Genomic DNA, 12,454 nt, shown 5'->3' on the forward strand with positions numbered 1-12,454 from the left:
GGTTCAAGCCTCCTCCAGCGTGAAACGTGCAAGTTCCTGCTTTTCGCCTGATGTCTCCAGGAAGAATCGTATCAGCAGGTTCTTCGCCGTCAGTTGGCGATATTCGGCGGTCGCGCGCCAATCCGTCAGCGGGGTGAAATCCTCATCCAGCGCATCGCGTGCCGCGTTGATCGTTTCCTGCGACCACTCTTTCCCGAGAAGCGCGGCCTCCAGATGTGCAGCGCGTTTCGGCGTGCCGGCCATGCCGCCGAAGGCGATGCGGATGTCGTCGACTGCGCCATCGGCATCGAGCGTCAGATTGAAGGCGGCGCAGAGCGCGGAAATATCTTCGTCGCGGCGTTTGGAAATCTTGTAGACAGCGTAGTGACTTTCCGGCGTCTGGAACGGAATGAAAAGCTTCTCGACGAATTCGCCGCTCAGCCGGTCCTGTTTGCCGTAATCGATGAAGTAGCTTTCCAGCGGCACGGTGCGGCTGCCGGAGGACGAGCGCAGGGTGAGCGTGGCCCCGAGGGCGATCAGCGCTGGCGGCGTGTCGCCGATGGGCGAGCCGTTGGCGATGTTGCCGCCGATGGTGCCCATATTGCGCACCTGTTCGCCGCCGAGCCGATCGAACAACCGGGCAATCGGCGGGAAGTACTCCGCGATGGTCTTGAAGGCCTGGCTGTAGGTGACGCCAGCGCCCAGTGTCACGCCGTCTTCACCCACGGTGATGGTTTGCAGATCGCCGAGATTGTTGATGAAGATGACAGGGTTCAGCGCCCGCATCTGCTTTGTTACCCACAGGCCGACATCGGTGGAGCCGGCGACGATGGTCGCCTTCGGTTCGGCAGCGTAAATCTCGGTCAGCTCGGCCAGCGTCGCTGGAATGATGGTGCGGCCCTCGCCGTGGGTGACGGTGATCGTTTCATTGGCGCGGATCGCCCAGAGCCTTGCCATGATATCGGTGCGGTCGCGTTGCAGCGGGTCGAAGAGGGCGCTCGGGCGCGCGGCGGCGATCTTTTCGGCGGCGCGGACTATCGGCTCATATCCCGTGCATCGACAGAGATTGCCTTGCAGCGCCTTTTCGATGTCGGCGCCGCCGGGGTTTTCGCTTGATAGCCACAGGCCGTAGAGCGACATGATGAAGCCCGGCGTGCAGAAACCGCATTGCGAGCCGTGGAAATCCACCATCGCCTGCTGTACGGGGTGCAGCGTGCCGTCGCGCGCGGCCAGATGCTCCACCGTGACGATATGGGCGCCGTGCAGCGAACCTAAAAAGCGGATGCAGGCATTGACGCTTTCATATCGCAGAGAACCGTCCAGCAGCCGCCCGACCAGCACCGTGCAGGCGCCGCAGTCGCCTTCGGCGCAGCCTTCCTTGGTCCCGGTCAACCGCTTGTTGATGCGGAGATAATCGAGAAGCGTGTCTGTCGGTCCGAAACCCTTCAGCGAGATGGTTTCGCTGTTGAGGATGAAACTGATCGCGTCGTTCATGCAATGCCCTGCTTTTTTTTGACCGGCTGCCGAGCCGGTTTCTTGTGATTATCCCTGCGCATCATATGCACGCCGCCGCGCGCATATCGATTTCCGTTTTGGCAATTCATTATTTCCAAACCGGAAAGAAAGTTCGGTAATTATTGCGCCGTCCAGCCGCCATCCACGGAAATATGCGTGCCGGTAATGTTGCTTGCGGCATCGCTTGCCAGAAATACGGCCGCGGCGGCCACATCGTCGACGGTGACGAATTGCTTGGTTGCCTGCAACTCCAGCATCACATCGTTCTTCACCGCCTCTTCGCTGATGCCACGCACCTTGGCCATCTCAGGTATCTGCTTTTCAACCAGCGGGGTCAGCACATAACCGGGACAAATGGCGTTGACGGTGACGCCGGTCTGCGCAAGCTCCAGCGCCGCCGTTTTCGTCAGGCCCATGATGCCGTGTTTGGCCGCCACATAGGCCGATTTGAACGGCGAGGCGACAAGGCCGTGGGCGGATGCGATGTTGATGATACGGCCTTTTCCGGCCTTCTTCATCAGCGGTATCGCAGCGCGCATGCTATGGAAGGAACTGGTCAGATTGATGGCGATGATCCAGTCCCATTTTTCCGTCGGGAATGCTTCGATGGGCGCGATGTGCTGGATACCGGCATTGTTGACGAGCACATCCACCGAGCCGAGCTTTTCGTGCGAGGATTGAATGAGATCGGCGATCTCGTCCGGTTTCGTCATATCGGCAGGGTGATAAAGCACGCGCCCGCCGCTTTCGGCCTCCAGCAGCAGACGCAACTTCTCAATTTCGTCCTCATCGCCGAAGCCGTTCAGCACGATATTGGCGCCGTCGCGCGCAAATCGCTGGGCAATGCCAAGGCCGATGCCGCTTGTGGAGCCTGTCACGATAACTGTCCGATGCATGCTTTCCCCTTTTTGCATTACTTCGCACATATTTAAGCAGCCTATGCCCAAAGGGGGCAGGCTGGCAATCGCCATTTAGGATTGAGCGCGCAAGGCGGCTCGTGTGGGTGCTACCATCGATTTTTTCGACGCCAAGCATCCAGATTTTGCGGCAGATTTTGCGTTTGCCTGCGGGGGCTCCCGTCCCTATCTCTGAGGCAAGCAAACAGAGGTATCGTTTATGGAACTCGGTCTTTACACATTCGCGGATGTCAATCCCAACCCCGCCGATGGCCGCGGGCCGGAGGGAGCACGCCGGCTGCGGGAACTCATCGAAGAGATCGAGCTTGCCGATCAGGTCGGGCTCGATGTTTTTGGCCTGGGTGAGCATCATCGTCCGGATTATGTCGTTTCCTCTCCCTCCACCGTGCTGGCGGCGGCGGCGGTAAAGACGAAGAATATTCGCCTGACGAGCGCCGTTTCGGTGCTGAGTTCAGATGACCCCATTCGCGTGTTCCAGCAGTTCTCGACCGTCGATCTCCTCTCGAACGGCCGTGCCGAGATCATGGCCGGGCGCGGTTCTTTCATCGAATCCTACCCGCTGTTCGGTTACGATCTCGAAGATTACGACGTGCTCTTCGCCGAAAAGCTCGATCTGCTGCTGGCGCTGCGCGAACAGGAAATCGTCACCTGGTCCGGCACCAAACATCCGGCCATCAATGGTCGCGGTGTTTATCCGCGTCCGTTGCAGGAGCGTCTGCCGGTCTGGATCGCGGTTGGCGGCACGCCGCAATCGGTGGCGCGGGCGGGCGCCATGGGCCTGCCGGTGGCGCTTGCCATTATCGGCGGTGAATATCGCCGTTTCGCACCGCTGTTCGATCTTTACCACGAGGCCGCGCGCCGGGCGGGCCAGGAAAAGACCAAGCTGCGCACCAGCATCAATGTGCACGGCTTCATTGCCGACACCACCGACAAGGCGGCGGACCAATTTTACGGACCGCAGGCGGAGGTGATGAACCGCATCGGCCGCGAACGCGGCTGGGGGCCGACGAACCGCGCGCATTTCGATGCGGCACGCGGGCCGGAGGGCAATCTCTTCCTCGGTGAGCCGGAGCTGGTGGCGGAAAAGATCATCAAGGCGCATGGTGTGTTCAGGAATGATCGCTTTCTGTTGCAGATGGCCATCGGCCTGATGCCGCATGACCAGATCATGCGCGGCATTGAGCTTTATGGTACGAAAGTCGCCCCACTCGTCAGAAAAGAATTGACGGGGAGCGCCGATCCGGTGAAAGCCACGGCCTGATGATTACCAAGGTGGGCGTTTCGAGACCCGCCATACACAATAACGGACAGAGACATGGTCATTTCCACCGAAGAAGAACTTGATCTGCTGAAGGATATCGGCCGCTTGTGCGCCGTTGCCATGCAGACAATGGCTGACGCGCTGGAACCGGGCATCACCACGGCCGAGCTGGACGCCATCGGCCGTAAGGTGCTGGAAGATAACGGTGCGCAATCGGCGCCGGAATTCTGCTACAAGTTTCCCGGCGCGACCTGCATCAGCGTCAACGAGGAAGTGGCCCATGGCATTCCCGGCCCGCGCATCATCAAGGCGGGCGATCTCGTCAATATCGATGTCTCGGCGGTGAAGAACGGCTTTTTCGGTGATACGGGGTCGTCCTTCGCCGTGCCGCCTGTCAAAAAGGAAATCGAGCGGCTGTGCCGCGATGGCAAACGCGCCATGTGGACGGGCCTGCAGCAGGTGAAAACCGGTCGGCCCTTCGCCGATATCGGCAATGCCATCGGTGCCTTTGCCAAAAAGAACCGCTACACGCTGATCACCAATCTCGCCAGCCACGGCATTGGCCGTTCCCTGCATGAGGAGCCGAAGGAACTGGCGACCTGGCCGGACAAGGACGAGCGCCGCATCATGCAGGAAGGCATGGTGTTCACCGTCGAGCCGTTTCTCTCGACGGGGGCCTATTGGGCCGAGGACGGCGACGATGATCCATGGACGCTCTATAGTGACCCGAGCGCGCCGACGGTGCAATATGAGCATACCGTGGTGGCGACGAAAAACGGGCCGCTGGTGCTGACGCTTGCGGAGTGACGGCCACCTGCCTCCGTCACCCTCACTTTTAAGGTCGGAGCGAGCGCGTGCCGCTTGTTTCTTCTCCCCGAGGGGGAGAAGTCCGCGGCAGCGGGATGAGGGAGCAAGCTCTCCGAAGTCCGGCAACGTTCCCCCTCATCCGACCCTTCGGGCCACCTTCTCCCCCTCGGGGAGAAGAATACACGGCACCCTCGGAACGCAGCGCCGCTCACCGAGTGAACGATAACGACCGCTTATAACGCCGATCAAAATAACTCGCTTGTCCGCCATCTGCCCGGTTGCGATAAGCCATGTATGAGCATCGACAAGCCACTTTCCGCCAGACATCTGACTGCACTCGGATTTTCCGGGGCGCTGATGATGGCCTCCGCCATGGGTTTCGGCCGTTTTTCCTTCACGCCCATCCTGCCTGGCATGATGGCCGACGTTCCGCTTGCGGCGGGGGATGCGGGGATCGTGGCGGCCGGGAATTTCGCCGGTTATCTGGCCGGGGCGGTTCTGGCGGCCTATTCGTGGGGATCGGGGCGGGAACGGCTGGTGGCGCTTTGCGGCCTGTTTTCCACCGGGGCATTGTTGCTTGCCATGGCGGCTTTCAATTCCGTCGCGGCCTTCACCGTCATCCGGTTTCTGGCCGGCGTCGCCAGTGCGCTGACCATGATCTTCACCTCGCAGATCGTTATCGGCCATGCCGTTAAGGCGGGCAGGGACAGCGTTCAGGCGCTGCATTATGGCGGTGTCGGGGCCGGTATCGCGATCTCCTCGCTTGCGGTCTATCTGATTGGCGTCGTTTTTGACGGCGGCGGCTCCTCGTGGAGAGAGGAATGGATTGCCGGCGCGGTCTTTTCCTTTCTCACCTTTCTCCTTGTCTTTCGCGTGCTTCCCGCTGGCCCGCCGCGGCATGCATCTTCGGCGGCGGAACCGCCGCTTGTCTGGACAAGGCCCCTATTTCTGACGACGCTCGCTTATGGGCTTTTCGGCTTCGGTTACGTCATCACCGCCACTTTTATCGTGGCGATTGCCCGGATGGCCGCTGCCGGTGCTTTCGTGGAGTTTCTGGCTTGGTTCATCACCGGCTGCGCAGCTGCCATTTCGCTGTTCCTGTGGAAACCGGTGTTGAAATCGCAGGGGCTAAAGCGCGCTTTCGTTATCGTGCTGGCGCTGGAAGCTGTCGGTGTCTTCGCTTCGGTGATGCTGCCGCCGGTGCCGGGCGTTCTCGCCGGCGGCCTGCTTCTCGGGCTGACCTTCATGGTCATCACCGCTTATGGCCTGCAACTCGGCCGGGAATTTGCAGGCCCGAGCCCACGTCGCGCCTTTGCGCTGATGACGGCCGCTTTCGGCACGGGCCAGATCGTCGGGCCGCTTGCCGCCGGTTGGATTGCCGAGGTGACGGGAAGTTTTACCGCGCCCAGCATTCTCGCTTCCGCCGTGCTCGTTGTCAGCATTCTGCTGATGTTGCCGGTGCTCGCCACGGAGCGGCGGCGCTAGGCCGCTGACCGTCTCTTCCGCCTTTCATTCGCTGTTTCCGGGGGCGTCGCCCGCCGTCTGCGCCTTACATCTTGTTAAGGTCAGTGCTTCTTCATTGCTGTGCACAAATTTCTGCCCTAGGTTCGGGCCATCTAGTGCTTCGCCAATAATGGCTGATTTCAAACGCGCGTGAGTTCGAAACGTGTTTCATTGCTTCTTTCCCAAACCGAAATTGTTCTTCACGTCGGCCTTCGTCTGGGCGATGGCCATGATCGGCGTGTGGTACGCCGGCGGCCGCAATTGGGGTGCCATAATTGGTCTGCCGCCTCTGCCTGCCGGACAAGAGCCGGTCATCGGCGTTTCGGTTTTCTGGTCCACCCCGTTCTTGTGGTTCTATATTTATTATGCCGTTGCCGCGCTGATCTTTTCCGCGTTCTGGTTCTGGTATCATCCGCATCGCTGGCAGAACTGGTCGGTTCTTGGATCGGCGCTGATCATCTTCGCGACCTATTTTTCCGTGCAGGTGAGTGTTGCAGTGAATGCCTGGTATGGGCCGTTTTATGACCTTATCCAGCAGGCTCTGGCGCGGACGGCGCCTGTGACGGCCGAACAACTCTACATGGGGTCGCTCGGTTTTGCGGGTATCGCCTTCGTCGCCATCTTCGTCGGTGTGCTCAATCTGTTTTTCGTCAGCCATTATATCTTCCGCTGGCGCACGGCGATGAACGAATTTTATATGTCGAACTGGGATCGGCTTCGCCACATCGAGGGCGCCTCGCAGCGTGTGCAGGAAGACACCATGCGTTTCTCTTCCACCGTCGAAGGACTGGGTGTGGGGTTTGTGCGGGCGATCATGACGCTGATCGCGTTCCTGCCGGTGCTGTTCACATTCTCGGAAACGATTACGGACCTGCCGCTTTTCGGAGCCGTGCCCCATGCTCTCGTGTGGGCCGCCATCGTCTGGTCAGTGTTCGGCACGGTTTTTCTCGCGCTCGTGGGTATCAAGCTGCCCGGGCTGGAGTTCCGCAATCAGCGCGTGGAGGCTGCCTATCGTAAGGAGCTGGTCTATGGCGAAGACCATGAAGAGCGCGCGGATCCTCTGACGATCGGCGAGTTGTTTGCCAATGTGCGGAAGAATTATTTCCGCCTCTATTTCCACTATCTGTACTTCAACGTCGCCCGCATTTTTTATCTGCAGGCGGACAACATCTTTGGCACGCTGGTTCTCATCCCGTCGATCGTCGCCGGCAAGGTCACGCTCGGACTTATGAACCAGGTCCTGAATGTTTTCGAACAGGTGCGCGGCTCGTTCCAGTATCTCGTGAACTCTTGGACGACCATTGTCGAACTCCTGTCGATCTACAAACGTCTGAAAGCCTTCGAAGCGGCGATCGAGGGGCAGGAGCTTCCCGAAATTGACCAGCGATATCTACTGCGAGAAGCCAAAGGCGGCGAGTTGAATGCCAACCGCCCCTGAGCAAACAAGAAGGCGGCCAATTGGCCGCCTTTTTCATAAGTTCAGAGATTTTAACCCTCGGTCTTCTGCTTCCTGCGTGCCTCGATCATCGGCATCGCCTCGGCATAGCTCACACAGGCGACATCCTGCCTGCCGCAGACTTCGCGCAGCAGCCGCTCATAGGCGTTCCAATAGGCGCCGCCATTCATCTTCACGAAGTGGAAGCCCATCTGTAGCGGAATGCGCTCGCCATCATATTGCCTGTCGAATGCATTGCGGAAGGCCGTATAGGCGCGCTCCTCGAATTCCTTCGAACGATCCGGCGTCTCGACGCCGATGGAGTGGCGGATGAAGAGATTGTAGTCCATGGCGATGATCGGGCGGTTGCCCGGACCTTCGGGAATGAGCGGCAGGCCGAAATGCTCTATGCCGTCGCGCTCCACCGGCCATTCCGGCCCCTTGGTGATGCTGGTGGCGTCATAAACGAAACCGTGCTTTTTCTGGGCGGCAGTCAGCGCCGGACCCTGCGACAGATAAGGCGCACGGAAACCGTTGATGTTTTTGACCATCTCGCGCCAGCCCTCGGGCTCCTCGCCCTTCTTGCCGATCATCTGCCAGGCATTTTCCAGCGTACTGGTGAAGGTGGTGAATTCGCCGTCCCATTGTTCCGCGGTCCACTGGCCGCCATCGAAATGGCCGCAGGTGTGGTTGCCAATCTCGTGACCCTCGCGATAGGCGGCCCAGATGTTTCTGAGCCTTGTCTCCACCTCTTCCGGTGACTGGCCGAAACCGACGTTGGAACGGCCGGCCTTCTGGCCAGGTCCCTGATAGGTCTTGGCGCTGGTCTTCCTGTCCATGACAAGCGTGCAGGCGAGGAAATAGGTGAAATGAGCGCCGACCTGCTTGCTCGTCGCCCGGCTTCTTTCCCACAGCATATTGTCGCCCGCGCCGTCGAAGGAGACGATCACGAGCTGCTTCGGCTTCTGCGCCTCCTGCGCAAGTGCAGGAAGGGCGGCGAGAAGCGACAGGGAAAAAGTGGCAAAGGGGCGAAACATCAGTCATCCGTCATATGAAACACCGTGGCCTTTTGCGGGTGGAATAAGGCGAAGCTTTGAAGTGGCTGGCGTTTTCATGGCTTTCGGCCTAATTCCTGTTCTCAACCGCGGTGATAGGGCCGCTTCGTTCCACCGGGGGACCGTATTCCATGCTTTTTCTCGCACTCTGTCTTGCCTTGTTCCTGCTGACGCATCTTTTGAAGGTGGTCGCGCCGCAATTTCGCGCCCGCATGATCGCGACGATGGGCGAAGGGCCTTTCAAGGGCGTCTATTCCGTTGTCAGCCTCGTCACGCTCGGCCTCGTCATCTATGCCTTCGGTGAAGCACGGCAGGAGACCGGCATGTTGTGGTATCCGCCGGTCTGGATGAGCCATATCGCCGTCACCCTGATGCTGCTCGCGATGATCTGTCTTGTCGCCAGCCTCATCCCGGCTGGCCATATCGCAACGAAGACGAAACATCCGCTCATCCTCTCGGTCAAAATCTGGGCGCTGGCGCATCTTCTGGCCAATGGCGAGACGTCGTCCATTCTTCTTTTCGCATCGTTCCTCGCCTGGGGTGTGGTGATGCGGATCTCGTTGAAGCGCCGCGAACGTGCGGGTGACAAAGTGGTCCGGGACTTCGTTTCAAGCCGCTACGATCTGGTGGCCGTTGTCGGCGGCATCGTTCTGTGGGGCGCATTCATCCTGAAACTGCACGAATGGTTGATCGGCGTTCAGCCTATCGCCATGTAGGAAATCAACGTTTCCCCCTTACATATCAGGCAAAATAGGCTAGAAGGCCGACCATGACCCGGTTGGCCTGACTTTCGCTGACCCGGGTAAGCGGCTTGGTATGTCCGCGGACGGATGGATCGGCAACGATCTCCACGCGGGTAACGGAGAATTTGATGGCAAACGAAAATGATACCTTTATCCGCGAAGTGAACGAGCAGATCCGTTCCGAGCAGCTGTCGCGCTTCTGGGGCCGTTACGGTATCGTGGTCGTGGGTGCGGCCGTCCTGGTGGTTCTCGGCGCCGCCGGTGCCGGTATCTACGAATACTGGAACACCAGCCGCGCTTCCAATTCGGGCGATCAGTTCCTTGCGGCGCTGAAACTCGCTTCGGAAAACAAGACGGATGATGCGCTGAAGGCCCTTGCCGATCTGGAAACCTCCGGTCACGGCAATTATCCGGTTCTGGCGAAGTTCCGCTCGGCTACGCTGCTTTCGCAGAAGGGTGACGCGGCCGGCGCCATCGCTGCCTTCACCGCCATCGGCAACGACACCACCGCACCGCAGGTCTTCCGCGATACCGCCAAGGTGCGCGCGGCTTGGCTGCTGGTGGATAACGGCACCTACGATCAGGTTGCCGCACTGGTGGAACCCCTCAGCGGCGAAGGCCAGACCATGAAGGCTTCCGCCCGCGAGGCTTTGGGTCTCGCCGCCTACAAGGCCGGCGATTTCGCCAAGGCCAAACAATGGTTCGAGCAGATCGTGAGCGACGCGCAGGCGCCGCGCAACGTGACGAACCGGGCGCAGATCATGCTCGACAATATCACCGCTTCAGGCAAGGCTGCTTAAGGTCGCTTCGCCACGCGAGATCGCGCCGGCATTCTCCGCATTGCCAAAGCGATCCAACTCATTATTTTACGCATGTCCTTTGCCCAAAACAGGTAGTGTTTTGGGCAGACGTGCTTTAAGGAACCAGGATCAATGAGCTTCACCGTCGCCATAGTCGGGCGCCCCAATGTCGGCAAGTCCACGCTTTTCAACCGTCTGGTTGGAAAGAAGCTGGCGCTGGTGGACGATACGCCGGGCGTGACCCGTGATCGTCGCCCCGGCGAGGCGAAGCTGGTCGACCTGCGTTTCACCATCATCGATACCGCCGGTCTGGAGCAATCCGGTCCGGAAACGCTTCAGGGCCGCATGTGGGCGCAGACCGAAGCGGCGATTGACGATGCCGATGTGACGCTGTTCGTTGTGGACGCCAAGGCGGGCCTGACGCCGGCCGATGAGACGCTGGCCGAAATGCTGCGCCGTCGCGGCAAGCCGGTGGTACTGGTGGCCAACAAGTCTGAAGCGCGCGGTTCCGACGCCGGTTTCTACGATGCCTTCACGCTCGGCCTCGGCGACCCTTGCCCGATCTCGGCCGAACACGGTCAGGGCATGATCGACCTGCGCGACGCCATTGTTGAGGCAATCGGCGAGGACGTGGCTTTCCCGCCGGAAGTGGATGAGGCGGAGACGGATATCGTTCTGCCGCGCAGCGAGCCGGGCAGCGAGGATGAAGAAGACGAAGAGCCGGTTTACGACGAGACCAAGCCGCTGCGCGTCGCCATTATCGGCCGGCCGAATGCGGGCAAGTCGACGCTGATCAACCGCTTTCTCGGTGAAGACCGGCTGCTGACCGGCCCGGAAGCCGGCATTACCCGCGACAGCATTTCGGTCGAATGGGACTGGCGCGGCCGCACCATCAAGATGTTCGACACGGCCGGCATGCGCCGCAAGGCCAAGGTGACGGAAAAGCTGGAAAAGCTTTCGGTCGCGGATTCGCTGCGTTCCATCCGCTTTGCGGAAACCGTCGTCATCGTGTTCGACAGCACCATCCCCTTCGAAAAGCAGGATCTGCAGCTGGTTGACCTCGTCATCCGTGAAGGCCGCGCCGCCGTGCTTGCCTTCAACAAATGGGATCTGGTCGAAGACCCGCAGGCCTATCTGGCCGATCTGCGCGAAAAGACCGAGCGGCTTCTGCCGCAGGCGCGCGGCATTCGCGCCGTGCCGATTTCCGGCCAGACGGGTTATGGCCTCGACCGGTTGATGCAGAACATCATCGATACCGACAAGGTCTGGAACCGCCGCATTTCCACGGCCCGTCTCAACCGCTGGCTGGATGCGCAAACCACGCAGCATCCGCCGCCGGCCGTCTCCGGCCGCCGCCTGAAACTGAAATATATGACCCAGGTCAAGGCCCGCCCGCCGGCCTTCATGATTTCCTGCACCCGGCCGGAAGCCATTCCGGAAAGCTATACGCGTTATCTGGTCAACGGCCTGCGCAAGGATTTCGACATGCCGGGTGTGCCGATCCGTGTGCATTATCGTGGTTCGGACAATCCGTTCGAGAGCAAGGCGAAGAAGCGGCGTTGATTTTGACGTGAAGGGTCGCGGCCTGTTTCTTCTCCCCGCCGGGGAGAAGGTGGCCCGAAGGGTCGGATGAGGGGGCTCGCTCTCCGAATATCTATACTCTCGCCCCCTCATCCCGCTGCCGCGGACTTCTCCCCGGCGGGGAGACGAAACAAGCGGCATTCGCTCGTTCCAATTTCACTGTCCGGCTTTGAAGAGTAAAAGACCATGCTGATCAAGCAGACCGACTATTTCAGGATTTACCGCGTCATCAACAGCCTGCTCATCAGCCAGAATGCCGATCCCGCCTCGGCCTCCATGTATTTCAGCACCTTCGGCGCCTTCATTCTGCAGCAGCACTACAAGGTGAAGGCGGTGCCGAAGGGCGGGCTTGCCGCCTATAATCTTGGCGGAACGGTTCTCTTGTTCGCAGATCATCGTGAAGATGGTTATGTGACGGGTGCGGGCGAGAATTTCCATTGCTGGGTCGAGGCGGACGGCTGGGCTATCGATTTCATGGCACCCGCCTTTTCCGAAGGCACCGATGCACTTGCGGTGCCGGCAAAGATGTTCCAGCGGCCGCTGTCCGCCATGGCGGCGTCCATCAATGATCTCGGCCAATCCGGCGATTTCTTCTACCGTTCCGAGCCGGAAGCGTCGGCCAGACGTTTTGCCGACTGGCACAAACAGGCCATGATCGGCGATATGGCGAGCGTTGCCGCCAACTGGTTCCGCAAATCCCCCAAGCAGATGGCGGCATCGCTTTCGGTGACCGACAGCGACGGCAAGGCGCGGACCGTGCCGCTGACGGGCCAGTCTCTCACTGGTAACTGGTGAGGGGGTCGATCTGATAAAAGGACGGCCAGCGTAATCTCGCGGCAGCCGCCTGACGTCAATCAG

At 60.1% G+C, this 12,454-nt stretch carries 11 protein-coding genes; 8 read left to right on the top strand and 3 right to left on the bottom strand.

Translation table 11 applies throughout. The features are described from left to right. Window positions 1–3: 3 nt before the first annotated feature. Window positions 4–1,473 (bottom strand): xanthine dehydrogenase small subunit, encoded by a 1,470-nt coding sequence (gene xdhA / locus PL597_RS02085; protein WP_271364500.1) that lies wholly within the window; start codon window positions 1,471–1,473, stop codon window positions 4–6. 140 nt (window positions 1,474–1,613) lie between these two features. After that, entirely contained in the window at window positions 1,614–2,390 is a 777-nt protein-coding gene (locus PL597_RS02090; RefSeq protein ID WP_271364501.1) for a 3-hydroxybutyrate dehydrogenase, read from the bottom strand. 220 nt (window positions 2,391–2,610) lie between these two features. Between PL597_RS02090 and PL597_RS02095 the strand changes: the two genes are divergently transcribed. From PL597_RS02095 to bacA, 4 genes are all read left to right on the top strand, one after another. Continuing rightward, entirely contained in the window at window positions 2,611–3,672 is a 1,062-nt protein-coding gene (locus PL597_RS02095; RefSeq protein WP_137410799.1) for an LLM class flavin-dependent oxidoreductase, read from the top strand. A 54-nt stretch (window positions 3,673–3,726) separates the two neighbouring features. Continuing rightward, complete coding sequence (map, locus tag PL597_RS02100; protein WP_077981520.1) at window positions 3,727–4,479, top strand: type I methionyl aminopeptidase; 753 nt, start codon at window positions 3,727–3,729, stop codon at window positions 4,477–4,479. A 294-nt stretch (window positions 4,480–4,773) separates the two neighbouring features. Continuing rightward, a complete protein-coding gene (locus PL597_RS02105) occupies window positions 4,774–5,964 on the top strand; it encodes an MFS transporter (RefSeq protein WP_269826229.1) in 1,191 nt (396 codons plus the stop codon). Between the two features lie 181 nt (window positions 5,965–6,145). Next, window positions 6,146–7,420 carry a bacteroid development protein BacA gene (gene bacA / locus PL597_RS02110; RefSeq protein ID WP_077981522.1) on the top strand — a complete coding sequence of 425 codons (1,275 nt, stop codon included), beginning with the start codon at window positions 6,146–6,148 and terminating at the stop codon, window positions 7,418–7,420. A 50-nt stretch (window positions 7,421–7,470) separates the two neighbouring features. On the opposite strand, the gene PL597_RS02115 is transcribed toward bacA, so the two are convergent. Then, entirely contained in the window at window positions 7,471–8,454 is a 984-nt protein-coding gene (locus PL597_RS02115; RefSeq protein ID WP_271364502.1) for a polysaccharide deacetylase family protein, read from the bottom strand. A 149-nt stretch (window positions 8,455–8,603) separates the two neighbouring features. On the opposite strand from PL597_RS02115, the gene PL597_RS02120 reads away from it, so the two are divergent. The 4 genes from PL597_RS02120 (at window position 8,604) to PL597_RS02135 (ending at window position 12,391) form a co-directional block, all read left to right on the top strand. Beyond that, entirely contained in the window at window positions 8,604–9,188 is a 585-nt protein-coding gene (locus tag PL597_RS02120) for an NnrU family protein (RefSeq protein WP_142911767.1), read from the top strand. Between the two features lie 155 nt (window positions 9,189–9,343). After that, window positions 9,344–10,015 carry a tetratricopeptide repeat protein gene (locus tag PL597_RS02125; protein ID WP_271364503.1) on the top strand — a complete coding sequence of 224 codons (672 nt, stop codon included), beginning with the start codon at window positions 9,344–9,346 and terminating at the stop codon, window positions 10,013–10,015. A 132-nt stretch (window positions 10,016–10,147) separates the two neighbouring features. After that, window positions 10,148–11,578, top strand: a complete 1,431-nt coding sequence (der, locus tag PL597_RS02130; protein WP_004443070.1) for a ribosome biogenesis GTPase Der — start codon at window positions 10,148–10,150, stop codon at window positions 11,576–11,578. Window positions 11,579–11,782: 204 nt separating this feature from the next. Next, window positions 11,783–12,391, top strand: coding sequence for a DUF2026 family protein (locus PL597_RS02135; protein WP_271364504.1), 609 nt, complete (start codon window positions 11,783–11,785; stop codon window positions 12,389–12,391). Window positions 12,392–12,454: the final 63 nt, after the last annotated feature.

This window comes from Agrobacterium sp. ST15.13.013, assembly GCF_027956525.1.
Taxonomy (GTDB): Bacteria; Pseudomonadota; Alphaproteobacteria; order Rhizobiales; family Rhizobiaceae; genus Agrobacterium; species Agrobacterium salinitolerans.